The sequence below is a fragment of the Stenotrophomonas sp. FR012 genome, assembly GCF_047520565.2.
Taxonomy (GTDB): domain Bacteria; phylum Pseudomonadota; class Gammaproteobacteria; order Xanthomonadales; family Xanthomonadaceae; genus Stenotrophomonas; species Stenotrophomonas sepilia.
Genome location: NZ_JAXBQL020000016.1, coordinates 21,574 through 47,718, shown reverse-complemented (window position 1 = coordinate 47,718; position 26,145 = coordinate 21,574). Strand labels below are relative to the sequence as shown.

Annotated in this window: 22 protein-coding genes; 20 read left to right on the top strand and 2 right to left on the bottom strand. The window is 67.1% G+C overall.

The features are described 5' to 3' along the window. The first annotated feature begins 30 nt into the window (after window positions 1–30). From flhA to ACM0O9_RS18235, 20 genes are all read left to right on the top strand, one after another. Entirely contained in the window at window positions 31–2,091 is a 2,061-nt protein-coding gene (gene flhA, locus ACM0O9_RS18330; protein WP_171974417.1) for a flagellar biosynthesis protein FlhA, read from the top strand. A gap of 145 nt (window positions 2,092–2,236) precedes the next feature. Next, window positions 2,237–3,865: a flagellar biosynthesis GTPase FlhF gene (gene flhF / locus ACM0O9_RS18325; RefSeq protein ID WP_414604166.1), complete on the top strand. Its 1,629-nt coding sequence runs from the start codon at window positions 2,237–2,239 to the stop codon at window positions 3,863–3,865. Next, window positions 3,852–4,739, top strand: coding sequence for a MinD/ParA family ATP-binding protein (locus ACM0O9_RS18320; protein WP_005416424.1), 888 nt, complete (start codon window positions 3,852–3,854; stop codon window positions 4,737–4,739). Before flhF ends, ACM0O9_RS18320 begins: the two co-directional genes overlap by 14 nt. Continuing rightward, window positions 4,736–5,479, top strand: coding sequence for an RNA polymerase sigma factor FliA (locus tag ACM0O9_RS18315; RefSeq protein WP_053498623.1), 744 nt, complete (start codon window positions 4,736–4,738; stop codon window positions 5,477–5,479). Before ACM0O9_RS18320 ends, ACM0O9_RS18315 begins: the two co-directional genes overlap by 4 nt. A 57-nt stretch (window positions 5,480–5,536) precedes the next feature. Beyond that, the gene (cheY, locus tag ACM0O9_RS18310; RefSeq protein WP_005413247.1) at window positions 5,537–5,929 is read left to right on the top strand and encodes a chemotaxis response regulator CheY; all 393 of its coding nucleotides are present in this window, start codon (window positions 5,537–5,539) and stop codon (window positions 5,927–5,929) included. Next, complete coding sequence (locus tag ACM0O9_RS18305; protein WP_005416422.1) at window positions 5,929–6,534, top strand: protein phosphatase CheZ; 606 nt, start codon at window positions 5,929–5,931, stop codon at window positions 6,532–6,534. The genes cheY and ACM0O9_RS18305 overlap by 1 nt, the downstream gene beginning before the upstream one ends. A gap of 2 nt (window positions 6,535–6,536) precedes the next feature. Further along, the gene (locus ACM0O9_RS18300; protein WP_053498624.1) at window positions 6,537–8,396 is read left to right on the top strand and encodes a chemotaxis protein CheA; all 1,860 of its coding nucleotides are present in this window, start codon (window positions 6,537–6,539) and stop codon (window positions 8,394–8,396) included. Window positions 8,397–8,486: 90 nt separating this feature from the next. Beyond that, window positions 8,487–9,227, top strand: coding sequence for a flagellar motor protein (locus ACM0O9_RS18295; protein ID WP_049413360.1), 741 nt, complete (start codon window positions 8,487–8,489; stop codon window positions 9,225–9,227). A 1-nt stretch (window position 9,228) separates the two neighbouring features. After that, window positions 9,229–10,245, top strand: a complete 1,017-nt coding sequence (gene motD, locus ACM0O9_RS18290) for a flagellar motor protein MotD (RefSeq protein WP_005416419.1) — start codon at window positions 9,229–9,231, stop codon at window positions 10,243–10,245. Window positions 10,246–10,249: 4 nt separating this feature from the next. Further along, window positions 10,250–11,032 carry a ParA family protein gene (locus tag ACM0O9_RS18285; protein WP_053498628.1) on the top strand — a complete coding sequence of 261 codons (783 nt, stop codon included), beginning with the start codon at window positions 10,250–10,252 and terminating at the stop codon, window positions 11,030–11,032. After that, entirely contained in the window at window positions 11,029–12,282 is a 1,254-nt protein-coding gene (locus tag ACM0O9_RS18280; protein ID WP_069138616.1) for a chemotaxis protein CheW, read from the top strand. Before ACM0O9_RS18285 ends, ACM0O9_RS18280 begins: the two co-directional genes overlap by 4 nt. A 253-nt stretch (window positions 12,283–12,535) precedes the next feature. Further along, on the top strand, window positions 12,536–12,844 hold the full coding sequence (locus ACM0O9_RS18275) for an STAS domain-containing protein (RefSeq protein ID WP_065184917.1): 309 nt from the start codon (window positions 12,536–12,538) through the stop codon (window positions 12,842–12,844). After that, the gene (locus ACM0O9_RS18270) at window positions 12,841–13,206 is read left to right on the top strand and encodes a response regulator (protein WP_005409521.1); all 366 of its coding nucleotides are present in this window, start codon (window positions 12,841–12,843) and stop codon (window positions 13,204–13,206) included. Before ACM0O9_RS18275 ends, ACM0O9_RS18270 begins: the two co-directional genes overlap by 4 nt. 45 nt (window positions 13,207–13,251) lie before the next feature. Next, a complete protein-coding gene (locus ACM0O9_RS18265; protein WP_111127755.1) occupies window positions 13,252–15,240 on the top strand; it encodes a chemotaxis protein CheA in 1,989 nt (662 codons plus the stop codon). A 371-nt stretch (window positions 15,241–15,611) separates the two neighbouring features. Continuing rightward, a complete protein-coding gene (locus ACM0O9_RS18260) occupies window positions 15,612–17,873 on the top strand; it encodes a methyl-accepting chemotaxis protein (protein ID WP_495495897.1) in 2,262 nt (753 codons plus the stop codon). Between the two features lie 37 nt (window positions 17,874–17,910). Then, window positions 17,911–18,780, top strand: a complete 870-nt coding sequence (locus ACM0O9_RS18255) for a CheR family methyltransferase (RefSeq protein WP_049416359.1) — start codon at window positions 17,911–17,913, stop codon at window positions 18,778–18,780. Beyond that, the gene (gene cheD / locus ACM0O9_RS18250; RefSeq protein ID WP_065177632.1) at window positions 18,777–19,373 is read left to right on the top strand and encodes a chemoreceptor glutamine deamidase CheD; all 597 of its coding nucleotides are present in this window, start codon (window positions 18,777–18,779) and stop codon (window positions 19,371–19,373) included. Before ACM0O9_RS18255 ends, cheD begins: the two co-directional genes overlap by 4 nt. Beyond that, window positions 19,370–20,443, top strand: a complete 1,074-nt coding sequence (locus ACM0O9_RS18245; RefSeq protein ID WP_155760296.1) for a protein-glutamate methylesterase/protein-glutamine glutaminase — start codon at window positions 19,370–19,372, stop codon at window positions 20,441–20,443. The genes cheD and ACM0O9_RS18245 overlap by 4 nt, the downstream gene beginning before the upstream one ends. 409 nt (window positions 20,444–20,852) lie before the next feature. Further along, a complete protein-coding gene (locus ACM0O9_RS18240) occupies window positions 20,853–21,491 on the top strand; it encodes a hypothetical protein (protein WP_095379478.1) in 639 nt (212 codons plus the stop codon). Next, the gene (locus ACM0O9_RS18235) at window positions 21,488–22,963 is read left to right on the top strand and encodes an XVIPCD domain-containing protein (protein WP_414604238.1); all 1,476 of its coding nucleotides are present in this window, start codon (window positions 21,488–21,490) and stop codon (window positions 22,961–22,963) included. Before ACM0O9_RS18240 ends, ACM0O9_RS18235 begins: the two co-directional genes overlap by 4 nt. A gap of 145 nt (window positions 22,964–23,108) precedes the next feature. Here ACM0O9_RS18235 and acnB read toward each other — a convergent pair whose 3' ends face one another. Continuing rightward, entirely contained in the window at window positions 23,109–25,700 is a 2,592-nt protein-coding gene (gene acnB / locus ACM0O9_RS18230) for a bifunctional aconitate hydratase 2/2-methylisocitrate dehydratase (RefSeq protein ID WP_414604237.1), read from the bottom strand. Between the two features lie 44 nt (window positions 25,701–25,744). Then, entirely contained in the window at window positions 25,745–26,143 is a 399-nt protein-coding gene (locus ACM0O9_RS18225; RefSeq protein ID WP_005416402.1) for a type II toxin-antitoxin system VapC family toxin, read from the bottom strand. Window positions 26,144–26,145: the final 2 nt, after the last annotated feature.

Below are 26,145 nucleotides of genomic sequence, written 5' to 3'. Positions count from 1 at the left end.
ACCGGATTCAACACCCGCCGCGCCCTGGAAATGATCCGCCAGGGCCTTGGCGCGCCGCTGATCGTGCTGGCCCTGCTGGCCATGGTCGTGGTGCCACTGGCCGCGCCTGTCCTCGATGCGCTGTTCACCTTCAACATCGCCATCTCGCTGATGGTGCTGCTGGCGGTGGTCTATGTGAAGCGCCCGCTGGATTTCACCATCTTCCCGATCGTGCTGTTGATCACGACCATGCTGCGGCTGGCGCTGAACGTGGCCTCCACCCGCGTGATCCTGCTCAATGGCCAGAACGGGCACGATGCCGCGGGCAAGGTCATCGCCGCCTTCGGTGAATTCGTGATCGGCGGCAACTACGCGGTCGGCATCGTGGTGTTCGCAATCCTGACCATCATCAACTTCGTGGTCATCACCAAGGGCGCCGGCCGCGTCTCGGAAGTGACCGCGCGCTTCATCCTGGACGCGATGCCCGGCAAGCAGATGGCGATCGACGCCGACCTCAACGCCGGTTTGCTGACGCGTGAAGAAGCCAAGCTGCGCCGCGAGGAAGTCCGCGAGGAAGCCGACTTCTACGGTGCGATGGACGGTGCCAGCAAGTTCATCCGCGGCGACGCCATCGCCGGCATCCTGATCCTGTTCATCAACATGCTCGGCGGCCTGGCCGTGGGCGTGCTGCAGCATGGCATGCCGTTCGGCGAAGCCGCCGCCACCTATACCCTGCTGTCGATCGGTGACGGCCTGGTGGCACAGCTGCCGGCGCTGCTGGTCTCCAGCGCGGTGGCGATGCTGGTCACCCGCGCCTCGCGCTCGCAGGACATGGCCCAGGCCATGACCGGGCAGGTGTTCGGCCAGTACCGGGCGCTGGCGATCACCGCCGGCATCATCGGCCTGGTGGGCCTGGTGCCGGGCATGCCCAACGTCGCTTTCCTGACGCTGGCCTCGATCCTTGGCTTCATCGCCTGGAAGCTGTATCGCAAGACCAAGGCACCGGCTGCCGATGCGACAGGCAGTGGCACCGATGCCGCCGCGCTCACTGCGCTCGGCCGCCCGGCCGCCGCGGCCCCCACCGCCGAACTGAGCTGGGACGAACTGCGCCCGGTCGATCCGCTGGGCCTGGAGGTCGGCTATCGGCTGATTCCGCTGGTGGACAGCAACCAGGGCGGCGAACTGATGGCGCGCATCAAGGGCGTGCGTCGCAAGCTGACCCAGGATGTCGGCTTCCTGATCCCGTCGGTGCACATCCGCGACAACCTGGAATTGCCCGCCAACGGCTACCGCGTGCTGGTGCACGGCGTACCGGTGGCCACCGCCGAGATCCACCCCGACCGCGAGCTGGCCCTGGATCCAGGCAGCGCGCTCGGCGCACTGGAGGGCATTGCCGGCAAGGATCCCGCGTTCGGCCTGGATGCCACCTGGATCCAGCCGCACCAGCGCGCCCAGGCCGAAACGCTGGGCTACACGGTGGTCGACCCGGCCACCGTGGTCGCCACCCATCTGTCGCACTTGATCCGCGAACACGCGCCGGAACTGCTCGGCCACGAAGAAGTGCAGCACCTGCTGGCCAACCTGGCCAAGAGCGCGCCCAAGCTCGTCGAAGATCTGACGCCCAAGGCGCTGCCGCTGTCGGCGGTGGTGCGCGTGCTGCAGAACCTGCTGGTGGAGCGCATTCCGATCCGCCAGCTGCGCAAGATCGCCGAAGCGCTGGTCGAACATGCGCCCGCCAGCCAGGACCCGGCCGTGCTGACCGCCGCGGTGCGCACCGCACTGGGCCGCTTCATCGTGCAGGAGATCGCCGGAATGTCGGCGGAGCTGCCGGTGTTCACCCTCAACCCGCAATTGGAACGTGTCTTGCAGGAGTCCACGCAGGGCAACGGCGCCGCGCTGGAACCCGGACTCGCTGAGCGACTGCACCAGAGCCTGGCCGAATGTGTCAGCAAGCAGGAAGCCCGCAACGAGCCCGCGGTCGTGCTGGTACCTGGCCCGGTGCGCGCCGCGCTGGCCCGCCTGGTCCGCCACAGCGTTCCGTCGCTGTCGGTCCTGGCCTACAGCGAGGTGCCGGAGGACAAGCGCCTGAAGCTGGTCGGAACGATCAGCTGACGCCGCCCGCCGATGCGCCAGAAAACAGACACCACTTTCGAACCAACGCAACAGACAGACACCAAGGGGAACCCGCACCGTGCAGACCACCGACCACCCGAGTTCCCCGACCGCCACCCCGCCGTCTTCGCCTCGTGACCACAGCATGAAAATCAAACGATTCGTCGCCGCCGACATGCGCTCGGCCATGAACCTGGTGCGCAAGGAGCATGGTCCTGACGCCGTGATCCTGTCCAACCGCCGGATCGAGGAAGGCATCGAGATCGTCGCCGCCGCCAACTACGACGAGAGCGCGGTGCAGCGGGCGCTGGAAGCCTCGCGCCGTGACGTCGCACCGCCGCCGGCACCCAAGCCGCGCACCGCCGCCGACGCGGTGATCGCCGCCGTCACCCGCCGCCGCAGCAGCACCCCGGCACCGGAACCGATTGCCGCGACCACCTCGGCGGTGGCCGCCCTCGCCCGTGCAGCAGTGGGCGCTACCGGCCGCACCCTCGACAGCGCCGACGAGATCGTGCCGACCCGCGGCAGCACCGGCTTTGCCGCCACGCTGGCACGCGCCGCCGTCAATGAACCGGCACTGCCGGACCAGATCTTCGCCCCGTTCGCCGAGGCCATCGTTGCTCCGGCGCCGGCACCGGCCGTCGTCGCGCCGGCCAACCGCGCCCGTTTCCAGATCGATCCGCCGCACCAGGCACATCACGAAAGCGTGGCGCCGGCGGTGCAGCCGCCGCCGCTGCCGACCGCAGCCCTGGCCGAAACGCAGCCGGAGGTCGCCGCAAGCGAACCGGCGCTGGCCGATGCCACCGTCGAAACCGCACCGACGCCGACGCTCGCCCCAGCCCCGGTCCTGACCGTGGTCGCCCAGGACGACGCCGAGATCCGCCAGCTGCGCCAGGAAGTGGCCGGCATGCGCCAGGTGATCGAGCGCGAAATGAACCGCTTCACCGACGAGCGCCTGCGCGGCTGCCCGGTGCGCGCCACCGCGCTGGACCTGATGGACGAGTACGGCTTCGATGCTGGCCTGGCCCGCGACGTCGCCATGCAGATTCCGCTGGAGACCGAGGCGCACCGAGGCCGCGGCCTGATGCTGGGGCTGATCTCGCGCAAGCTGCCGATTGCCCCGGTCGACCCGCTGGAGGAAGGCGGCGTGATCGCGCTGGTGGGCCCGACCGGCGCCGGCAAGACCACCACCATCGCCAAGCTGGCCTCGCGGTTCGCCGAGAAGCACGCGCCGCGTGACGTGGCTCTGGTCACCACCGACACCACCCGCATCGGCGCCCGAGAGCAGCTGTATGGCTACGGCCGGCAGCTCGGCATCGCCGTCCACGAGGCCAACAGCGGCACCGACCTGGACCAGCTGCTGGAACGCCTGAAGGACTACAAGCTGGTACTGATCGACACCGCCGGGCTGGGCCCGCGCGACCGCGCGCTGGCCGCCCAGCTGCAGTGGCTGCGCGCCGCCCGCCAGGTGCGCAGCCTGCTGGTGCTGCCGGCCAACACCAGCTTCGGCGACATGGACGAGGTGGTCCGCCGCTTCGGTGCCGCCAACCTGCAGGGCCTGGTGCTGAGCAAGCTGGACGAAACCGGCCGCTTCGGCAACGCCCTGTCGGTGGCCGTGGACCATGCCCTGCCGATCACCTGGGTGACCGATGGCCAGGACGTTCCGGACGACCTGCACCGGGCCAGTGCGGCCAATCTCGTACTTCGCCTTGAAGATTTGCGCCGAGCGGCCGATATGCCCTGCAACCCGGAGTTGAACCATGCCGTCGCGTGAGTACGCCAAGCTGACCAAGACCTTCCCGCTGTCGGCCACCCGCAGCGAGCCGCTCGGCCCTGTGCGCACCATCGCCGTGACCGGCGGCAAGGGCGGCGTGGGCAAGACCAACGTGTCGGCCAACCTGGCCGTGGCGCTGGCCGGCATGGGCAAGCGCACGCTGCTGCTGGACGCCGACCTCGGCCTGGCCAACATCGACGTGATCCTGGGCTTGAACCCCACCTTTACGCTGGCCGACCTGGTGGCCGGCCGCTGCTCGCTGGACGATGTCATCGTCGAAGGCCCGAACGGCGTGCTGGTGGTCCCGGCCGCGTCCGGCCGCCGGCACATGGCCGAGCTGGCCCCGGCCGAGCACGTCGGCCTGGTCAACGTGTTCTCCGAGCTGGAGCGCGAGCTGGACATCATGGTGGTGGACACCGCCGCGGGCATCACCGACGGCGTGCTGACCTTCTGCCAGGCCGCGCAGGACACCGTGGTGGTGGTCTGTGACGAGCCGGCTTCAATCACCGACGCCTACGCGCTGATCAAGGTGCTCTCGCGTGAACGGGGCGTGGACCGCATCCAGGTGGTGGCCAACATGGTACGCGACCCCAATGAGGGCCGCGTGCTGTACGAGAAGCTGACCCGCGTCTGCGAGAAGTTCCTCGCCGATGTCTCGCTGAACTACCTGGGCTGCGTGCCGCAGGATGACTGGCTGCGCCTGTCGGTGCAGCGCCAGCAGCCGGTGGTGAAGGCCTACCCGTCCAGCCCGTCCGCACTGGCGATCACCGAGATCGCGCGCCGCACGGCCCGCTGGCAGGCGCCCACCGAACCACGCGGCGGCGTCGAGTTCTTCCTCGAACGCATCCTCAAGCAGCGCGGGGTGGCGGCATGAAAGGCGCGGCCCAGTACAGGGAAGTCCAGCGCTCGGCGGCCAACGACGTCATCGCCCAGCACTCGGACCTGGTGCGGCGCATCGCCCACCATCTGGCCGCGCGCCTGCCGGCCAGCGTCGAAGTCGACGACCTGATCCAGGCGGGCATGATGGGCCTGATCGAGGCTTCGCGCAGCTACGACGCCGACCAGGGCGCCTCGTTCGAGACCTATGCCTCGATCCGTATCCGTGGCTCGATGATCGACGAGATCCGCCGTGGCGACTGGGTGCCGCGCTCGGTGCACCGCCGTGCACGCGATGCTGCGGCCACCATCCGCCGCCTGGAACAGAGCAGCGGCCGAGCCGCCAGCGCCACCGAAGTGGCCGCCGCGATGGAGATGCCACTGCCCGAGTACCTGCGCCTGATGGAAGACGCCGCGCGTGGCCAGGTGCTGAGCCTGGAGTCGCGCATTGAGGACCAGGGCGAGCTGGACACGGTCGCCCAGGGTGGCCCGACCCCGCAGCAGGTGCTGGAGCGCAGCGAGTTCGGCCGCGAGCTGGGCAAGGCCATCGGCCATCTGCCCGAGCGCGAACAGCTGGTGCTCTCGCTCTACTACGAGCAGGAACTCAATCTGAAGGAGATCGGCGCGGTGCTCGGCGTGAGCGAGTCGCGGGTCTGCCAGATCCACGGCCAGGCCGTGCTGCGCCTGCGCGGCCGGCTGAAGGTATTCGAGGCCGTCGACGCCGGCCTCGAAGAATGAACATCCCCGAGGCAGCTGCCCCCGGCCGCCCGGAATGAACAACAAAGGAACTCTGCTTTGAACAAGAACATGCGCATCCTGATCGTCGACGACTTCTCGACCATGCGTCGCATCGTCAAGAACCTGCTGGGCGATCTGGGCTTCACCAACACCGCCGAAGCCGAGGACGGGCATGCCGCGCTGTCGCTGCTGCAGAGCCAGCCGTTCGATTTCGTGGTCACCGACTGGAACATGCCGGTAATGACCGGCATCGAGCTGCTCAAGGCGATCCGTGCCGACGCCAAGCTGAAGACCCTGCCGGTGCTGATGGTCACCGCCGAAGCCAAGCGCGAGCAGATCATCGAAGCGGCCCAGAACGGCGTGAACGGCTACATCATCAAGCCGTTCACCGCGCAGACGCTGGAAGAGAAGCTCGGCAAGATCTTCGAACGCCTGGCGGCCAGTGCCTGATGGATACCACGGTCGACAGGAATGCCCTCGCCCTGCGCCTGCAGGAAGCACTGGACGCACTGGAGTCCGGTGACGAAACCGCCTGGCGGCAACGCATCGACGGACTGGTCGCGCTGCGCACGCAGCCGATGATGAGCGGCCTCTCGCGGCTGGCCCGCGAGCTCGGGCAGGCCCTGGGTGAACTGCCGACCGTGCCCAGCGAGGCCGGCGAACTGGACGATGCCTGCGCACGCCTGGACCACGTGGTGGCGATGACCGAACAGGCGACGCACCGCACCCTGGACCTGGCCGAGGAATGCCGCAGCCTGACCGAACAGCTGCGCGCCGAAGGCCTGCAGCCGGGCCAGGATGCACAGCTCGAGCGCATCCGCCACAACCTCACCGAGATCGCCCTGACCCAGAGCTACCAGGACCTGACGGGGCAGATCATCCGTCGCGTGGTCGGCATCGTCCGCCGTGTGCATGAGGGCTTCGGCGCGCTCGGCCTGCCGCCGGAACAGCATCGCACCGATCCGGAACTGGCCGGGCCGGCACTGAAGGGACTGGACCGCCACGCGGTCTCGCAGAACGACGCCGACGACCTGCTGTCGGACCTGGGGCTGTAAGCATGAGCGCGGTATCCGACGACATCACTGCCGATTTCATCATCGAGGCGCAGGAAATCCTGGATCGCCTGGGCGAACAGCTGGTGTCGCTGGAGCAGGCACCACAGGACACCGAGCAACTCAACGCGGTGTTCCGGGGCTACCACACGCTCAAGGGCGGCGCCGGCTTCCTCGGCGTCACCGCCATGGTCGAGTTGTGCCACGCCGCCGAAGAAGCGCTGGGCATCGCGCGCGCGGGCCAGGCCGTGCTGCAGGCCCATCACTTCGATGCCGCCCAGCAATCGCTGGACTACCTGCAAGCGATGCTGGATGCAGTTTCCTCCGGCACCGAGCCGGGCTATGCGCCGCCGGAGCTGATCGCCCAGTTCGACATGCATGGCGGTGCCGTGGCTGCACCCGCCGCCGCAGCAGCTCCCGCTGCGGGTGGCAGCGACCTGATCACCGACGACGAGTTCGAGGCCCTGCTCGACCAGCTGCACGGCGGCAACGCACCGACTGCGGTGGCGCCGGCAAAGAAGGCCGACGACGGCCTGATCAGCGAAGACGAGTTCGAAGCCCTGCTCGACCAGCTGCACGGTGGCGCCGCACCCGGCGCCAAGCCCATCGCTGCGGCAGCGCCCGCACCGATCGCGGCACCACGCCCACTGGCCGCACCGGCCGCACCGGCACCTGCAGCGGCGACCAAGCCGGCCGCCAAGCCGCTGGCCGAAGCCGAACACACCGTGCGCGTGGACACCAAGCGCCTGGACGCGATCGTCAATCTGATCGGCGAACTGGTGCTGTCACGCAACCGGCTCAAGACCCTGCGTGCGCGCCTGCGCGACGAGGAACTGGACCGCGCCGTGTCCACCCTGGACATCGCCACCGCGCGCCTGCAGTCGGCGGTGATGCGTACCCGCATGCAGCCGGTAGGCAAGGTCTTCTCGCGCTTCCCCAAGGTCGCCCGAGACGTTGCCCGCTCGCTGAAGAAGGAAGTGGACCTGGAGCTGATCGGCGCCGAGACCGAGCTCGACCGCAACCTGGTCGAAGCGCTGGCCGACCCGCTGGTGCACCTGGTCCGCAACGCCATCGACCATGGCGTGGAAATGCCCGACCTGCGCGAAGCACAGGGCAAGCCGCGGATGGGCCATGTACGCCTGTCGGCCCAGCAGGAAGGCGACTACGTCAGCATCGAAGTGCAGGACGATGGCGCCGGCATCGATCCGGAGAAGCTGCGCGCGAAGGCACGCGAGAAGGGCCTGATCGATCCGGAGGCCGCCGCCCGCCTGAGCAGCGAGGAGTGCCTGCACCTGGTGTTCCTGCCCGGCTTCTCGACCAAGCAGCAGGTCACCGATATCTCCGGCCGCGGCGTTGGCATGGACGTGGTGCAGTCGCGCATCCGCGAACTGAGTGGCCAGATCCAGATCCAGTCGGAGCTGGGCCGCGGCAGCCGCTTCCTGATCCGCGTGCCGCTCACCCTGGCGATCCTGCCGACCCTGCTGGTGCAGGCCGGCGAAGACGTCTATGCGCTGCCGCTGGCGCGCGTGATGGAAGTGCTGCACGCACCGCGCACCTCGCTGGGCTGGTTCGATGGCCGCGCCGTGCTCGACCGCCGTTCGCACACGCTGCCACTGGTCGATCTGCGCCAGTGGCTGGATGTGACGCCCGCCGCGTCGACCCTGCTGACCATCGTGGTGCTGCAGGCCGGCGAAGCCCGCTTCGGCCTGGTCGTGGACCAGGTCCGTGGGCGCGAGGAAGTGGTCATCAAGCCACTGCCGAAAGCCCTGCGCGGCCTGCGCGGTTACGCAGGTGCAACCCTGATCGGCGATGGTCGCATGGCGCTGATCCTGGATGTGGACGGCCTGCGCAGCCCGCACGACTGACCCGCTTGCTGAACCCGTAAAACCGTGAAGTCGCACCAGTAGCCCGTACCGGTGTCTCAAGTCCCATTCATACAAGCCGATACCGGATCCATGGATAGACTCAGCCTCATTGGACTCTTTCTCGCCCTGGCCTCGCTGGTCGGCGGCAGCATCCTCAAGGGCGCCGGCCTGGCGTCGCTGTGGTCGCCTGCGGCGTTTGTGATCGTCATCGTCGGCACCGTCGCCGCGATCCTGCTGCACACCTCGCCGGCGGTGTTCAAGCACGCGTTCAGCATCGTGCGCTGGGTCGTGCGTCCACCGCACAGCGACCGCCGCGAGCTGATCCAGCAGATCGTCGAGTGGAGCAACATCGCCCGCCGCCAGGGCCTGCTGGGCCTGGAATCGCAGGTGGAAGCACAGCAGGACCCGTTCCTGCGCAAGGGCCTGCAGCTGCTGGTGGACGGCGTCGAGCCCGAATCCATGCGGCACATGCTGGAAATCGAACTGGGCAGCCAGGAGCACCAGGACCAGGCCGGCGCCAAGGTGTTCGAGGCGATGGGCATCTATGCACCGACGCTCGGCATCATCGGTGCCGTGCTGGGCCTGATCGCGGTGATGAAGAACCTGGCCGACCCGAGCAAGCTCGGCCACGGCATCGCCGCCGCGTTCACCGCCACCATCTACGGCATCGCTTCGGCCAACCTGCTGTTCCTGCCGATCGCCGCCAAGCTCAAGAGTGTGATCTCGCACAACACGCGCGACCGCGAGATGGTCATCGAAGGCCTGATCTCGATCGCCCAGGGCGAGAACCCGCGCAACATCGAAACCAACCTCTCCGGCTTCCTGCACTGACATGGCCCGCCGCAAGCACCACGAAGAGCACGCCAACCACGAAGCATGGGCGATCCCCTATGCCGACCTGATGACGCTGCTGCTCGCCTTCTTCGTGGTCATGTACGCGATCTCCTCGGTGAACGAGGGCAAGTACCGGATCATGGCCGACGCGCTGACCGATGCCTTCGGTGGCGCACCGCGCACCATCAACCCGGTGCAGGTGGGCAACAAGCAGGTGCAGGGCGGCGGCTGGGACAGCCCCTCGGTGATCAAGTCCGGCACCAAGATCGGTCCCTCCGCGCCGGCGCCCTCGCACGACCCGACCCTGCTGCCGTCGATGGCCTCGCAGATGCGCATGCCGGTGTCGGTGCACAACCAGGAGCAGATCGCCCGTGCCGAGCGCCAGCTCAACACGATTGCCGATCGCCTCACCGCCGCACTGGCGCCGCTGATCGACCGCGGCATGATCAGCGTGCGCCGCACCGAACTGTGGATCGAAGTCGAGATCAACAGCGACATCCTGTTCCCCACCGGCTCGGCCGCGCTGGACGTGCATGCGCGGCAGACCCTGGCCAGCCTGGCCGAGGTGCTGCGCGACGTGCCCAACAGCGTGCGCGTGGAAGGCCACACCGACAACGTGCCGATCGCCACCGCCACTTTCCCGTCGAACTGGGAACTGTCGGCCGGGCGCGCAGCCAGCGTAGTGCACCTGTTCGCCGACCAGGGCGTGCAGCCGTCGCGGCTGGCGATGGTCGGCTATGGCCAGTTCCGCCCGCGCGAAGAGAACGACAGCGCGCAGGGCCGCAACCGCAACCGCCGGGTGATGGTCATCATCCTGGCCGACACGTCGCACTCGGTGGATCCGCTCGGCCAACGCCTGAACGCAGCCACCGGCGCCACCGACAGCACCGTCACCGAACAGGCCGCCGCAACTCCGGCCAGCGCCCCCACCTCCCCCATCGCACCGGTGAAGTTGCCGCCGGTGCCGGCTGGCAGCCGCGTCGGCGCCGCCGTTCCCCCGGCAATGAAGGAGTAATCCGATGCGCATCTGGGCAGTCGCCAACCAGAAGGGCGGAGTCGGCAAGACCACCACCACCCTCGCCCTCGGCCGCGGCCTGGCCGCGCTCGGCCATCGCGTGCTGCTGATCGACCTCGATCCGCATGCCTCGCTCAGCCGCGCCTTCGGCGTGCCGGTGGACCCGCCGCCGGCCGGCGTACTGGAATTGTTCGGCACACCGCCAGCGGACCTGTCCAGCCTGTGCCATGCCAGCAACATCCATGGCCTGGACTACGTCTGCGCACAGTCGGCGCTGGCCACGCTGGAACGCCGCAGCGCCAACCAGCCCGGCCTCGGCCTGGCCCTGCAGAACGCGCTGGCGCGCCACCAGGGCCAGCACGACTACATCCTGCTGGACTGCGCACCCACCCTCGGCCTGCTGATGATCAACGCACTGGCTGCCGCCGATCGCCTGATCATCCCGACCCAGGCCGAGCCCCTGGCCCTGCACGGCCTGGATGGCATGGTCCGCACCGGCGAGATGGTCGAGCGTTCGCGCCGCCGCCCGCTGCCGATCTCGATCCTGCCGACCCTGTTCGACCGACGCACCCGCGCCGGCAACGAGTCGCTGCGCACCATGCAGGACCGCCATGGCAGCCGCGTGTGGGAAGACGCCATTCCGATCGATACCCGCATCAGCAACGCCGCCGGGCTGACCCTGCCGAGCGCCGGCGAGGACTACCCGGGCCGTGGCCTGGCCGCCTACCGGCGCGCCTTGAACTGGATCCTCGGCGAGGATGCCCGCGCCCTGGAGCAGGCCGCATGAACAGCACCGGCATCCTCGACGATTACCTGGACGAACTGCTGGGCGAAGCGATGGTCGCGCCGCCGCCTGCCGTGCTGCCGCCCGCAGGCGCCGGGCAAGGCCCGGCGATCGAAGCAGTCGCCGAACGCGAACCGACCTGGGACGACCTGCCGGCCGAAGTGATCTACGAAACCGAAACCATCGCCGCCACGCCGAGCGGGGACAGCGCTGCGCTGGAAGCCGCCTTCGAGAGCGCCGCACCACCCACGCGCGAACCCACCTGGGATGACCTGCCCGCCGAGGTGATCTACGAAACAGAATCCGTCGCCGCCGCGCAAAGCCGGGACGACGCAGCACTGGAAGCGGCCTTCGAGAGCGCTGCCGCTTCCGGTAGCGCTGGGCAGGGTCCGGCGGGAGAAGCGGTTTCCGAACGCGAGCCGACCTGGGATGACCTGCCTGAGGAGGTCATCCACGAAACCGCGCCGGCACCCGCCGTCGTTGCAAACGCCGGTCCGGAACCTACCTGGGACGACCTGCCGGACGAGGTGATCTACGAGACCGATCCGGCCGACAGCCATCGCCTCGCCCACACCGACAGCCCCGGCCTGCAGGCCGCGTTCGAAGCGGCCGCCGGTGGCGAAGACGTAGCCACGCCACCGCCCGCCGTGGTCGCAGCGCCGGTGGCCCCGACGGTTGCACCTGCAGCCCCGGCCGCGCGCACCGCCACTCCGCCGCCGCGCGCCGCCGTCGATGCCCCGGCAGGCAACCGTCCCGGCACCTGGCAGGAGCTGCAGGCGCAGGCCCACCAACCGGCTCGCAGCCCGCATCCGCAGAACCGACGCGCCGGCGAACGCACTTCGCGCTGGCTGCGCCTTCGCTGCGGCACCCAGGCCTATGCGCTGGAACTGCTGAAGGTGCAGGAAGTGGTGCTGCCGGTGCCGCTGCTGCCACTGCGTGGCACTGCAGCGGCCATGCTCGGCATCATGAACCTGCGCGGCCAGGTGGTACCGGTGATGGATCTGGGCCTGCACCTTGGCGCCGCGGCCGCCGAAGACGACGCACAGACCCGCATCGTGGTCCTGGAGGAGGACGGCGAGACCATCGGCCTGCGCGTATCAGCGGTCGAAGATGTCGCCAACCTCACCGATTCGCAGATCGAACCGCCCGATACCGCGCGCATCTGCCAGATCTCAAACGACCTGTTCCGCGGCGTGGCCCGGGTCAGCCAGCGGCCGATGATCCTGCTCGACGCCACCCGGCTGTTGAGCTGAGCCGCCAAGAAAAAGGGGACGGAGGGGATTAAGTCGCAACTGACCCGGCGCTTTGCGCCGATGGATCAACACCTTACATCCCCACTGCGCGGTCGCCGTTGCCGAGGGAGCTGCAGTAGAGCCAGGTCGATTGCTACTTAATTCCCTCCGTCCCCTTTTAAGCAGCGACCGCATCGACGTACCGCGTCGATTCTTCTAAAGAACCCCACCGGGGTGCCGTTATGGATCACGGAACCGTTTGTCCGGAGCAACGATGAGCACTGTCGAACTGGGTGGGGATCTCGGCATCGAGAGCACTACCGAGCTCAAGAACCGCCTCGCCCCACTCGTGGACCAGGCTGGCGAGCTGACCCTGGATGCCAGCCAGGTCGCCCGCATCCACACGGCCGCCGTGCAGGTGCTGTGTGCGTTCGTGCAGGCCCGCCGCGAGGCAGGCCTGGGCACCGGCTTCCACGGTTGCACTGCAACCTTCAGTGACGCCGCGCGCCTGCTGGGCGTCACCCAGGCCCTGGGCCTGGACGTAACCCATGACAACCTGAAATCTGTGGAGAACGCTGCATGAGCGCACGTATCTTGGTGGTGGACGATTCGGCGTCGATGCGCCAGATGGTGTCCTTCGCCCTCACCTCGGCCGGTTTTGCCGTCGAAGAAGCTGAAGACGGCGCGGTCGCGCTCGGTCGTGCCAAGGGCCAGCGCTTCAATGCGGTGGTGACCGACGTCAACATGCCGAACATGGACGGCATCGCGCTGATCCGCGAACTGCGCCAGCTGCCGGACTACAAGTTCACCCCGCTGCTGATGCTGACCACCGAATCGGCCGCCGACAAGAAGTCCGAAGGCAAGGCCGCCGGTGCCACCGGCTGGCTGGTCAAGCCGTTCAATCCCGAACAGCTGGTCGCCACCGTGCAGAAAGTGCTGGGCTGATCGCCCGGCGCTGCTCCCCCTCTTCGCTTCCGGATCACCACTGCCATGAGCATGGACCTGCAACGCTTCCACGCCACCTTCTTCGAGGAGAGCCGCGAAGGCCTCGATGCGATGGAGGCTGGCCTGCTGGCCCTGGAATCGGGGCAGCAGGACGCGGAGATCATCAATTCGGTATTCCGCGCCGCCCACTCGATCAAGGGCGGCGCCGGCACCTTCGGCTTCGACGCGATCGCCGGCCTGACCCACGTGCTGGAAACGCTGCTCGATGAGCTGCGCGCCGGCAAGCGGGCCCTGGAAGGCCACGCCGTCGACGCCATGCTGTCCTCGGTGGACGTGCTGCGCGCCCTGCTGCGCGAAGCCGAACACGGCCAGGCTGCCGATCCGGCTGCAGTCGCTGCGGTGAAGGCGCGCCTGGAAGCGGTTCTTTCCGGCCAGGCCGCAGCGAGCGCCCCGTCGGCCGCCGCAGCCAAGGTGGACGATACGCCGGAAGCCTGGCAGATCGGTTTCACTCCAGCGCCGTCGCTGTTCATGAGCGGCAACGACCCGCTGCGCATCATCCGCGAACTGGAACACCTCGGTTCGCTGCAGGTCGCCGCGCGCATGGAGCGCCTGCCGGGCTTCGCCCAGCTTGATCCGCTCGAAGCGCATCTTGCGTGGGACCTGGGCCTGGTTGGTAAGGTGCCGCGCAGCAAGATCGAAGACACCTTCGCCTGGGTGCTGGACGATTGCGAGCTGGACATCCGTCCCGCCGCGCCGCCGAGCCTGGCCACCGAGGCGCCGGCCGCAGCGGCTCCCGCTCCGGTCGCAGCGGCCCCGTCTGCACCTGCCACGCCTGCTGCCAACGGTGGTGCCAGCCAGGAAGCGGAAACCTCGATCCGCGTCAGCGTCGACAAGGTCGATGCGCTGATCAACCTGGTCGGCGAACTGGTCATCACCCAGGCCATGCTCAAGCAGGTCTCGCACGCACTGGACCCGGTCCACGCCGAGAGCCTGTTCGCTGGCCTGGACCAGCTTGAACGCAACACCCGCGACCTGCAGGAAGCGGTGATCGGCGTGCGCATGCTGCCCGTCGATGCGGTGTTCCGCCGCTTCCCGCGCCTGGTCCGTGACCTGTCCAGCCGCCTCGGCAAGCAGGTGCGCCTGCGCACCGTCGGCGAAGGCACCGAACTGGACAAGGGTCTGATCGAAAAGATCGCCGATCCGCTGGTGCACCTGGTGCGCAACTCGATCGACCACGGCCTGGAAATGCCCGACGTCCGCCGCGGTGCGGGCAAGGACGAGACCGGCACGATCACGCTGGCAGCTTCGCATCAGGGCGGCCATATCGTCATCGAAGTCAGCGACGACGGTCGCGGCCTGGACCGCGCCAAGATCCTGGCCAAGGCTCACGAACGCGGCCTGGCCGTGCCGGACAACCCGACCGATTCGCAGGTCTGGGACCTGATCTTCCAACCTGGCTTCTCCACGGCCGATGCGGTCACCGACCTGTCCGGGCGTGGCGTCGGCATGGACGTGGTCCGCCGCAACATCCAGGCACTGGGCGGCGAGGTGCAGATCGAAAGCAGCCTCGGTACCGGCACCCGCACGCTGATCCGCCTGCCGCTGACCCTGGCCATCCTCGATGGCATGACGGTGGCCGTGGCCGGCGAAACCCTGATCCTGCCGCTTGCCTATGTGCTTGAGGCGTTGCAACCGCAGCCCGAGGATATCCGCAGCATGGCCGGCGAAGGCCGCGTGCTGCGCGTGCGCGGCGAGTACCTGCCGATCCTGTCGTTGAGCGAGTACTACGGCTACGGCAACCGCGCACCGGGCAGCGAATCGCTGGTGGTGGTGGTGGAAGGCGATGGCCAGAAAATCGCGCTGGAAGTGGACGAACTGGTCGGCCAGCAGCAGGTGGTGGTGAAGAACATCGAGAACAACTACCGCCGTATCGGCGGGGTGTCCGGTGCCACCATCCTTGGCGACGGCCGCGTCGCGTTGATCGTCGACATCGGCGGACTGGTGCGCTCGCTGCGGATGCCGCAGGCCGCCTGATCCACGCCGCATGCGGGTAATGGACCGCCGCCCTTCGGGGCGGCGGTTTTGTTTGTGTGCTCCATTCCAGCCGGGGTCAGATCCCTTTTCAGGGAAAAGGGATCTGACCCCATCCCTTCTGTGAACTCCGTCGAGGCGATGGTTTCGCGCGCAACCACGTCATCCGAGCGCAAGCCCCGCCAGACCAGCACTTTCGCGCCGTCATCCCTACGCAACCGAATGTGATCTGCGTCCATAAAGTCCGCGCGGACGGCGCCGTTATTTCGCTTTGACGGTCGTCACCGAACCCCACCGGGCACCCCCGTTCGCTCTGCAACCACCCCCAAACCGGCGCACAGACGCCGGCACTCTGCCCACCTGGAGCACCCTGCATGAAGTGGTTCCAAGATCTGCCCATCGCCCGCAAGCTGGCCGTGGGGTTCACCCTCACCACCTTGATGACCCTGATCCTCGGCGCCTTCGCACTGCTGCGCCTGAGCGAGGCCAACGCGCAGTTGCGCGACATGGCTGGCAACGATATCCCCTCGGTCCAGCACCTGGGCGAGGCACGCTCGCAGCTGGGCGAGTTCCGCACCTACGAACTGGCCCAGCTGAGCATGCTCGACCAGCCGGACAAGGTCGCCGACTACAACAAGCGCATGGACGACACCGCCAAGGCCGTGCATGACGAGTTGGCGGCGTACGCGGCGCTGCCGGCGCTGGACAAGGAGCGTGAACTGTATCGCGCGGCCAGCGCGCAGCTGGACCGCTACTTCGCCGCAAACAAGGCGATGCGCGACGCCGTTGCCGCCGGTGATGGCGCACAGGCCCAGCAGATCTCCGACGAGCAGTCGCGCCCGGGGCGTCGCGACCTCTTCGCTGCAATGAAGGCACTGGGAACCCACATCGCCGGCCAGATGGACGGCAAGATTGCCGACGCCAACGCCACCCACCGCACCAGCATGATTGCCATCATCGGCTGCATCGTGCTGCTGTCGCTGGTCGCTGCCGCGCTGGCCATCGTCATCTCGCGGGCAGTGACCGGCCCACTCGGCAAGGCCGTGCATGCCATCCAGGCCGTTGCCCGCGGTGATCTCAGCGTCAGCACCCAGGCCACCAGCAAGGATGAAGCCGGCAGGATGCTCGCTGCCACCGCCGAGATGACGGCGATGCTGCGACGCTTCAGCGAGCAGACACAGCTGATGGCACAGATGCACGCTGGCCCGGACATCAGCCATCGCATCCCGGAAGATTTCCCGGGTGTCTACGGCCAGCTGGCCAACGGCATCAACACGGTGATCTTCGAACACCTCGATGCGATCGTCGATGCCATTGAAGTACTCAACCAGTACGCCATCGGCAACCTGAGCCCGGATGCACGCCGCCTGCCCGGCAGCCGCGCGATCCTGCACGAATCCATGGACGCGGCCAAGGCCAGCCTGCTGGCCATCAATTCGCAGATCCAGCACCTGGCTGCGGCAGCCGCCGCCGGTGACTTCAGCCAGCGCGGCGACGCACAGCGGTTCCAGCACGACTTCAAGCTGATGATCGAGCACCTCAACACCATGATGCAGGTGGCTGACGGCAACCTCGGCCAGCTCTCGCAGCTGCTGCAGTCGATCGCCACCGGCGACCTGACCGCACGCATGGAAGGCCAGTTCAATGGCGTGTTCGCCCGCATGCGGGATGATGCCAACACCACGGTCGCGCAGCTGACCCAGATCGTCGGCCAGATCCAGGCCAGCGCATCCAGCATCACCCTGGCCGCCGGCGAGATCGCCTCGGGCAACAGCGACCTGTCGCGCCGTACCGAGCAGCAGGCCGCCAACCTGGAGGAAACCGCGGCCTCGATGGAGGAACTGACCTCCACCGTGCGCCAGAACGCCGAGCACGCCCGCCAGGCCAACCAGCTCGCCATCGGCGCCCATGGCGTCGCCTCGCAGGGCGGTGAAGTCGTCGGCCAAGTGGTCACCACCATGTCGGCCATCGAAGCCTCGTCGAAGAAGATCGCCGAGATCATCAGCGTCATCGACGGCATTGCGTTCCAGACCAACATCCTGGCGCTGAATGCCGCCGTGGAAGCCGCGCGTGCCGGTGAACAGGGCCGCGGCTTCGCCGTGGTCGCCAGCGAAGTGCGCACCCTCGCCCAGCGCTCGGCGGCTGCCGCCAAAGAGATCAAGGGCCTGATCGACGACTCCGTCGGCAAGGTTGCCGAGGGCTCCAGCCTGGTCCACCAGGCCGGCAGCACCATGGGCGAGATCGTCGCCTCGGTGCAGCGCGTGACCGACATCATGGCCGAGATTTCCGCCGCCTCGCAGGAGCAGAGCGCGGGCATCGAGCAGGTCAACCAGACCGTGGTGCAGATGGACGAAACCACCCAGCAGAACGCCGCGCTGGTGGAGGAAGCCACCGCTGCCGCACGTGCGATGGAAGACCAGGCCGCACAGCTTGCAGATGCCGTGGCGATCTTCCGGCTCGACAACCAGGTCTCGGCCGCGATGCAGGCCGTTGCCGCGCGGGTCGAGCCGGCGAGAGTCACCACCGTGGCACCTCCGCAGCCAAGCCGCGCGGCAGCACCTGCACCGATATCGCCACGTCGTAGCAGCAACGCCGGCACCTTCGTCGCCAGCGACAGCGACTGGCAGGAATTCTGAGACCCACCCGTAGCGGCTTCGGCCGCTGCCCCCGCCGATGGACACGTCCCCCGTGCAAAGTCCTACTCCCATCGTTACCGGCCCACGCGAATTCGAGTTCGCCGACCGTGATTTCCGCCGCGTCTGCGACCTGATCTACCAGCGCGTGGGCATTGCGCTTGCGCCGGCAAAGCGCGACATGGTCTATGGCCGCCTTTCGCGCCGCCTGCGCACGCTGGGCATGCGCAGCTTCCAGCAGTACCTGGACCATCTGGAGCAGGAAGATGGTGACGAGTGGCAGGCGTTCACCAACGCCCTGACCACCAATCTGACCTCGTTCTTCCGCGAACCGCACCACTTCGACAAGCTGCGCGAAGAACTGCAGCAGCGCTCCAGCCGCACGCCGTTGCTGCTGTGGTCGTGCGCGGCGTCCACCGGCGAAGAGCCCTATTCGATGGCGATCACCGCGTGCGAGGCCTTTGGCACCCTGAAGCCGCCGGTACGCATCATCGCCACTGACGTCGACACCCAGGTGCTGGCCACCGCCGGCCGTGGCGTCTACAACATCGATCGCGTCGCCAGCCTCGATCCGGACCTGCGCCGCCGCTACTTCCAGCGTGGCAGCGGCCCCAACGAGGGCCAGTGCCGCGTGCTGCCTGCGCTGCGCGAGCTGATCGAATTCCGCCCGTTGAACCTGCTCGCCCCGCGCTACGACGTCGGTGGCCCGTTCGACGCACTGTTCTGCCGCAACGTGATGATCTACTTCGACAAGCCGACCCAGCGCGCGATCCTCGGCCGCCTGGTGCAGCACCTGGCCGATGACGGTCTGCTCTACACCGGCCATTCGGAGAACTATCTGCACGCCGCCGACCTGATCCAGCCCTGCGGCCGCACCCTGTACCGCCGTGCGGCGAAGGCCGGCGCATGAATGCCTCGCTGCGTACCGACGATGTCATGCGCTACCAGGATGCGCGCTTCCAGACCGTCGCCGCCAAGCTGCTGCCGACCCAGTACCTGGTGGTCGATGACACCACCGCGCTGACCACCACGCTGGGCTCGTGCGTAGCCGCCTGCCTGCGCGACCCGGTGCTGAAGATCGGCGGCATGAACCACTTCCTGCTGCCCGAGGGCAACGCCGGTGACGGCGCGCCCGCGCGCTACGGCAGCTACGCGATGGAACTGCTGATCAACGACATGCTCAAGCGTGGTGCCCACCGCAAGCGCATCGAGGCCAAGGTGTTCGGTGGCGCCAACGTGCTGAAGGGCTTCACCAGCAACCCGGTTGGCACCCGCAACGCCGAGTTTGTCCGCCAGTACCTTCAGGCCGAGCACATTCCGATCATTGCCGAGGACCTGTGCGGCATCCATCCGCGCAAGATCTGGTTCTTCGCCGATACCGGCCGCGTGGTGGTGCAGCGCCTGCCGCATGCCCATGAGGCCGAAGTGGCCGCGACCGAATCGGCGGTACGTGCACGCCTGTCCAAGGCGCCGGTCACCGGCGGCGTGGAGCTGTTCGAATGACCCTGACCGGCAACGCCCCCTGCCGGGTCCTGATCGTCGACGACTCCGCCGTCGTGCGGCAGATGCTCACGGAAATCCTGTCCAGCGACCCGGCCATCGACGTGGTCGGCACTGCGGCTGACCCGCTGTTGGCACGCGAGAAGATCAAGCGCCTGCTCCCGGACGTGATCACCCTGGACGTGGAAATGCCGCGCATGGACGGGCTGGCGTTCCTGGAAAACCTGATGCGCCTGCATCCGCTGCCGGTGGTGATGATTTCTTCGCTGACCGAGCGAGGCGCCGACACCACCCTGCAGGCACTGGCGCTGGGCGCCGTGGATTTCGTCTCCAAGCCCAAGCTGGACGTGGCCCGCGGCCTGCAGGGCTATGCCGAGGAGATCATCGCCAAGGTCAAGATGGCGGCGCGCTCGCGCGTGCGTCCGCTGGTGCGTGCCAGCGCCCCCAAGCTCACGCTGGACGCAGCGCCGGCGACGCGTGCTGCCTCGCCGCAGTTCCGTACCACCGACCGCCTGATCGCGATCGGCTCGTCAGCCGGTGGCACCGAAGCGCTGCGCGTGGTGCTGGAAGGCATGCCTGCCGATGCACCCGCCGTGGTGATGACCCAGCACCTGCCGGCCAGCTTCAGCAGCGCCTTTGCCGAACGCCTGGACCGACACTCGGCAATGGCCGTGCGCGAGGCCAGCGACGGCGAAGCGGTGCTGCCCGGCCACGCCTACCTCCCGCCCGGCGGCAAGCACCTGCGCATCATCCGCGACGGTGCGCGCTGGCGCTGCCGCGTCGACGACGGCCCGGCAGTGAACCGGCACAAGCCCGCGGTGGACGTGCTGTTCCGCTCGGTCGCGCAGAGCGCCGGTGGCAATGCCATCGGTGCCATCCTCACCGGCATGGGTGACGACGGCGCGCGCGGCCTGCTGGAAATGCGCCAGGCCGGCGCCCCAACGCTGGTGCAGGACGAAGCGACCAGCGTGGTCTGGGGCATGCCCGGTGCCGCGTTCAAGCTGGGCGCTGCCGAGGAACAGGTGCCACTGGAGAGGATCGCCGAGCGGTTGCTCGCCCTCGCCCGCGGCTGACAGGCCCCTGTAGAGCCGAGCCCACGCTCGGCTCCGCTCCCTGCTGGACACCTGCAAGAGACGTCAGGCTCCATTGCCGATCCGCCGCCAGCACTTTCGACATGTTTCAACGGCGCTGATCGAGGTTTGATCCTGCCGCAAGCCATGCGCGCCAAACGGGAGGCCCGCAGGACACCGACTTGGAGCGCGGCTGGAGCGGGTCGTATAGTCAGGTATCGCACAGCAATGGAACGCCGATGAACGTTACCCCGCAAGGCCGCGCTGCTCGGGTACACAGGGTGGGAAGTCCGGGTAACGGACAATACCCGCTGCGCAACCTGTCGCATTTGCCCGGATGTGGCGCCGTCGTTCGTGATGAGACCGCATGTTCCAAGGATCAAGGACAATCCTGCTGCGACATGGACCGCTCATGCTGAAATCCGTCCCCAGCCTTGCTCGTGTTGCGTTGATCGCCTTGATCACACTGGTTGTCGCAGGCTGCAACAAGGAACGCTCGTTCCCGGTCTATCGCGAGAATCCTGCGCCAAGGGATGCGCTGCCGATTGTGATTCGGGTCCACGATGCACCCGTGGATGTTCCCGTTCCTTCGGTCTTCGTCACGTATGAGATAGACCCACTCTGTCTGCCTCCGGTCAACAATTGGGAGGGGGTGCAGTACGAGCCGAACCAGCACAAGGTTGAGGTTCAGGCACAGCGCCTCAGTGCAACTGAATTCAGCAGTGCTGTTTTCAACGACGGTATGGAAGTTGCCGACTATTACGGTCGTGGTCCGTGCACTTGGACACCCGTGCTCGTGGAAGCTTCATTCGCCTTCATCATTGATGGTCGCCCTATCCAAGCAACCGCATGGACTTCATTTACAAAGCTTGAAACCGGGAAACTCTCTACTACCTACGTACATCGCGCCTTACGCCCTATGACTTCAGGGGGATCGCCAGAGTGGACGCCTACCGAGCCTTCGACTTGGTACGAGAAGATGTCTCAGGATAAGCGAAAGGATTACTTCCCAATCGAAATCTCCACACGGACTGAAGGAACAGCCCAATGAATCCTGGAGCAAATGCAGCCCTCTCCGATCATGTCTACAAGGATCCGCTCCCTGAACCCAAGACCATTGTTACCATTGCCGGGACGGAATATCGAGTATTGGCCAGCCTAAACTCCGCCACCGGCTACCAAGGCGTCATTTACCATAATCTCGAATCCAAAGAAGTAATCGTCACCCATCGCGGTACCGAGTTTGATCGCCAGCCTCTGATTGATGGCGGCATCGATGCGGCGATGGTCACCGCCAGAATCAACGCGCAAATTGATGATGCCCTCGCGCTGACCAAGCAGGCAATCGAGCTGGCTTACGCAAATGGATATGGCCAAGTTTCCGTCACCGGCCACTCCCTGGGCGGCGCGCTCGCACAGATCACTGCACACCACTACAACCTCCCCGGCGACGCGTTCAATCCCTACGGTGCCGCCGGGCTGGCATATCGCCTTCCTGAAGGCCAGCCAGCCAGCGCGGCGCCCTTCACCAACCACGTCTTGGCAGGCGACCTGGTCAGTGCCAGCGGTCCCCATTACGGCAAGGTCGAGATGTATGCGCTGCCCAGGGAACTGGAGATCCTGCGCAACGCCGAGCACGGCCAGCGCATCGCCTCTATCGGAACACCCGGGATGAAGAGCGGCCATGTCATGTCCGCCGCGGTGGCGGTCCAGTTGGGCGACTCCCATCGAGTGGTTCATTTCCTTGATCGCATGACCGATAAGGGCCCGGTGCAATCTGTACTGGACAATCCACAGGCGCGCGTTACGGATCCTGAGGACCTGCGCCGGATTGCCGACTACCGCAGGGATGTTCATCAACTACGTGCGGGTGCGACCGTGCTTGTCGGCGGCGGGCCCGGTCTGCTGCGCGACGGTATCAATTTCCTGCGCGGTGTCGAGGAAGCCGGTGCATACGCCCGCCACGAAGCTGAAGCCGAGCAGCGGGCCCGCAATGCGCTCAGGCCTGGCGATAAACTGATCCAGGATGCAACCGACAAGGGCTCGCCCTCTCTCAGCAATCCCGCTTTCTCTCCCAGGACCCCTTTGCAGGAGAGCATTGAATCAACCTTGGACAGGGCAGGCCAGGATCCCAGGAAGGAAGGCCATCCAGACCATGCGCTCTACCGGCAGATTCGCGAGGGTGTATCCGCCGTGGATGCCAGGCACGGGCGCAGCTTCGATGAAACCAGTGAGCGCGTGACGGCCGGCCTGCTTGCGGCGGCCAAGGCCAGCGGCCTGGAACGCGTCGATCATGTTGTACTGGGCAATTCACCGAGCGATGGCTCAGCCTCTCGCATGTTCGTTGTGCAGGGAGCGCTCGACAATCCAGCACACCTGCGGGCGTCGGTTCCAATCAGTGAGGCCGTCAATACGCCCGTAGAACAGTCGCTCGCCAAGGCCGAGCAGATTTCGCAGGCACAGCAGGTCGCCCAGCAGGACCTCGCCCACGAGCAGGCCCTCACCGCGAGGCGGATGGGCTAGGCCACCTGGCCGGGCACAATGAAAAACCCGGCTTTCACCTGCGGTTCTTCGTTTCAACGGGTTGCCTACCAGCGGCCGGCACTACCATGCGTCGTCCGCTCACAAAAAAACCCCCGGCGCGAGCCGGGGGTTTTCCGTTACCGCATCAGACAGCGACCGTGCTGGCCACGTCCTGGTATTCCTCGATCTGGTCGAAGTTCATGTAGCGGTAGATCTCCGCACCATTGGCGTTGATCACGCCGATGTCCGCCATGTACTCCTCCTTGGTCGGGATGCGGCCCAGGCGCGAGCAGATCGCCGCCAGTTCCGCCGAACCCAGGTACACGTTGGTGTTGCGGCCCAGACGGTTCGGGAAGTTGCGGGTCGAGGTCGACATCGCGGTGGAGCCTTCGCGGATCTGCGCCTGGTTGCCCATGCACAGCGAGCAGCCCGGCATTTCCATGCGTGCGCCGGTAGCGCCGAAGGTGCCGTACACGCCTTCCTTGGTCAGCTCCGAGGCGTCCATCTTGGTCGGCGGGGCCACCCACAGGCGGGTCGGCAGGTCACGCTTGCCTTCCAGCAGCTTGGCAGCGGCGCGGAAGTGGCCGATGTTGGTCATGCACGAACCGATGAACACCTCGTCGATCTTGGCACCGGCCACTTCGGACAGGGTCTTCACGTCGTCCGGGTCGTTCGGGCAGGCCACGATCGGCTCGTGGATGTCAGCAAGGTCGATTTCGATGACGGCGGCGTACTCGGCGTCCGCATCCGGCTCCAGCAGCTGCGGGTTGGCCAGCCACGCTTCCATCTTCTCGATACGGCGCTGCAGCGAGCGCGGATCCTGGTAACCCTCGGCAATCATCCACTTCAGCAGGGTGATGTTGCTGGTCAGGTACTCGATGATCGGCTCCTTGTTCAGGCGCACCGAGCAACCTGCCGCCGAACGCTCGGCCGAGGCGTCGGACAGTTCGAACGCCTGTTCGACCTTCAGCTCCGGCAGGCCTTCGATTTCCAGGATACGGCCGGAGAAGATGTTCTTCTTGCCCGCCTTGGCCACGGTCAGCAGGCCCGACTTGATCGCGTACAGCGGGATCGCGTTGACCAGGTCACGCAGGGTCACGCCCGGCTGCATCTTGCCCTTGAAGCGCACCAGCACCGACTCCGGCATGTCCAGCGGCATCACGCCGGTGGCAGCGGCGAAGGCGACCAGGCCCGAGCCGGCCGGGAACGAAATACCCACCGGGAAACGGGTGTGCGAGTCACCGCCGGTGCCGACCGTGTCCGGCAGCAGCATGCGGTTGAGCCAGCTGTGGATCACGCCGTCGCCCGGGCGCAGGGAAACGCCGCCACGGGTGGAGATGAACTCCGGCAGAGTGTGGTGCGTCTTCACGTCCACCGGCTTCGGGTAAGCGGCGGTGTGGCAGAACGACTGCATCACCAGGTCGGCCGAGAAGCCCAGGCAGGCCAGGTCCTTCAGCTCGTCACGGGTCATCGGGCCGGTGGTGTCCTGCGAGCCGACCGAGGTCATCTTCGGTTCGCAGTAGGTGCCCGGGCGCATGCCCTGGCCTTCCGGCAGGCCACAGGCGCGACCAACCATCTTCTGCGCCAGCGAGAAGCCCTTGCCGGTATCGGCCGGCTGCACCGGCAGGCGGAACAGGTCGGTCGGGGCCAGGCCCAGCGCTTCGCGCGCCTTGCCGGTCAGGCCACGGCCGATGATCAGCGGGATGCGGCCACCGGCACGCACTTCGTCGAACAGCACGTCGGACTTGACCTGGAACTCGGCGATCACTTCGCCGTTCTTCAGCGCCTTGCCTTCGTACGGACGCAGCTCGATGACATCGCCGTGCTCCATCTTCGACACGTCCAGCTCGATCGGCAGCGCACCGGCATCTTCCATGGTGTTGTAGAAGATCGGGGCGATCTTGCCGCCCAGGCACACGCCGCCAGCGCGCTTGTTCGGGATGTACGGAATGTCATCGCCGGTCCACCACAGCACGCTGTTGGTGGCCGACTTGCGCGAGGAGCCGGTGCCGACCACGTCGCCGACGTAGGCGACCAGGTGGCCCTTGTCCTTCAGCGACAGGATCTGCTGGATCGGGCCGCGCTTGCCGTCTTCTTCCGGGGTGAACGGCGCGTCGTCGCGCTTGTTCTTCAGCATCGCCAGCGCGTGCATCGGAATGTCCGGGCGGGTGGTCGCGTCCGGTGCTGGCGACAGGTCATCGGTGTTGGTTTCGCCCGGCACCTTGAACACGGTGACGGTCAGGCTCTGCGGCACTTCCGGGTTGCTGGTGAACCACTCGGCATCGGCCCAGCTCTGCAGCACGGCCTGGGCGTTGGCGTTGCCGGCCTTGGCCTTCTCCTGCACGTCATGGAACGCATCGAACACCAGCAGGGTCTTCTTCAGGCCGTTGGCGGCGATGGTGCCGACGCTGGCGTCGTCCAGCAGCTGCACCAGCGGTGCAACGTTGTAGCCGCCGAGCATGGTACCCAGCAGTTCGGTGGCGCGCTCGCGGCTGATCAGCCGGTTCTGCTCGCTGCCCAGCGCGATCGCCGCCAGGTACGAGGCCTTGACCTTGGCCGCGTCATCGACGCCGGCCGGCACGCGGTGGGTCAGCAGGTCGAGCAGGAACTCGGCCTCGCCCTGCGGCGGGTTCTTCAGCAGTTCGATGACATCGGCCGTCTGCTGCGCGCTCAGCGGCAGCGGCGGGATGCCAAGCGCAGCGCGCTCGGCGACGTGGTGGCGGTAGGCTTCCAACATGACAACTCCCGGGTAATGCGTAGGTTGAAAAATCAAAAGTGGGCTCAGGCGTGCGGCACGATCAGCTTCAGGCCCTTGAAGTAGTCGCGGTAAAACGTGTCGTTCCAGGTGATCAGGCCGTCGCACTGCAGCAGTGCGTGGGCGCCGACCATGAATTCGTCCAGGCTGCGACGGCTACCGCCGCGCTGGCGGTGACGGCGGTGCATCTCGCCGGCGCGCAGCGCCGACTTGGCTTCCATCGGGTTGAAGTGCACGCCCATCTCTTCCAGCGCTTCGAGCACCTCGGCACCACCGCGCAGCGATGCGCACACTTCGGCGAGGGTTGCGCCACAGACCACCACGCGGCCACCGACCAGGCTCTGCCGGAGGATGGCTTCCACGGCATCGGCCTGCGGGCCATTGCTGAGCAGCTCGACCAGCACCGGCGAATCGACGGCGATCATCA

Excerpts from the sequence above, each read along its gene's own strand:
- ACM0O9_RS18255 (WP_049416359.1), top strand. The coding sequence starts at position 17,911 with ATGGACACGTCCCCCGTGCAAAGTCCTACTCCCATCGTTACCGGCCCA.
- flhF (WP_414604166.1), top strand. The coding sequence starts at position 2,237 with ATGAAAATCAAACGATTCGTCGCCGCCGACATGCGCTCGGCCATGAAC.
- ACM0O9_RS18225 (WP_005416402.1), bottom strand. The coding sequence starts at position 26,143 with ATGATCGCCGTCGATTCGCCGGTGCTGGTCGAGCTGCTCAGCAATGGC.
- ACM0O9_RS18300 (WP_053498624.1), top strand. The coding sequence starts at position 6,537 with ATGAGCGCGGTATCCGACGACATCACTGCCGATTTCATCATCGAGGCG.
- acnB (WP_414604237.1), bottom strand. The coding sequence starts at position 25,700 with ATGTTGGAAGCCTACCGCCACCACGTCGCCGAGCGCGCTGCGCTTGGC.
- ACM0O9_RS18240 (WP_095379478.1), top strand. The coding sequence starts at position 20,853 with ATGCTGAAATCCGTCCCCAGCCTTGCTCGTGTTGCGTTGATCGCCTTG.
- ACM0O9_RS18280 (WP_069138616.1), top strand. The coding sequence starts at position 11,029 with ATGAACAGCACCGGCATCCTCGACGATTACCTGGACGAACTGCTGGGC.
- ACM0O9_RS18275 (WP_065184917.1), top strand. The coding sequence starts at position 12,536 with ATGAGCACTGTCGAACTGGGTGGGGATCTCGGCATCGAGAGCACTACC.
- ACM0O9_RS18295 (WP_049413360.1), top strand. The coding sequence starts at position 8,487 with ATGGATAGACTCAGCCTCATTGGACTCTTTCTCGCCCTGGCCTCGCTG.
- motD (WP_005416419.1), top strand. The coding sequence starts at position 9,229 with ATGGCCCGCCGCAAGCACCACGAAGAGCACGCCAACCACGAAGCATGG.
- ACM0O9_RS18285 (WP_053498628.1), top strand. The coding sequence starts at position 10,250 with ATGCGCATCTGGGCAGTCGCCAACCAGAAGGGCGGAGTCGGCAAGACC.
- ACM0O9_RS18245 (WP_155760296.1), top strand. The coding sequence starts at position 19,370 with ATGACCCTGACCGGCAACGCCCCCTGCCGGGTCCTGATCGTCGACGAC.
- ACM0O9_RS18320 (WP_005416424.1), top strand. The coding sequence starts at position 3,852 with ATGCCGTCGCGTGAGTACGCCAAGCTGACCAAGACCTTCCCGCTGTCG.
- flhA (WP_171974417.1), top strand. The coding sequence starts at position 31 with ATGATCCGCCAGGGCCTTGGCGCGCCGCTGATCGTGCTGGCCCTGCTG.
- cheD (WP_065177632.1), top strand. The coding sequence starts at position 18,777 with ATGAATGCCTCGCTGCGTACCGACGATGTCATGCGCTACCAGGATGCG.
- ACM0O9_RS18305 (WP_005416422.1), top strand. The coding sequence starts at position 5,929 with ATGGATACCACGGTCGACAGGAATGCCCTCGCCCTGCGCCTGCAGGAA.
- ACM0O9_RS18265 (WP_111127755.1), top strand. The coding sequence starts at position 13,252 with ATGAGCATGGACCTGCAACGCTTCCACGCCACCTTCTTCGAGGAGAGC.
- ACM0O9_RS18315 (WP_053498623.1), top strand. The coding sequence starts at position 4,736 with ATGAAAGGCGCGGCCCAGTACAGGGAAGTCCAGCGCTCGGCGGCCAAC.
- ACM0O9_RS18260 (WP_495495897.1), top strand. The coding sequence starts at position 15,612 with ATGAAGTGGTTCCAAGATCTGCCCATCGCCCGCAAGCTGGCCGTGGGG.
- ACM0O9_RS18235 (WP_414604238.1), top strand. The coding sequence starts at position 21,488 with ATGAATCCTGGAGCAAATGCAGCCCTCTCCGATCATGTCTACAAGGAT.
- ACM0O9_RS18270 (WP_005409521.1), top strand. The coding sequence starts at position 12,841 with ATGAGCGCACGTATCTTGGTGGTGGACGATTCGGCGTCGATGCGCCAG.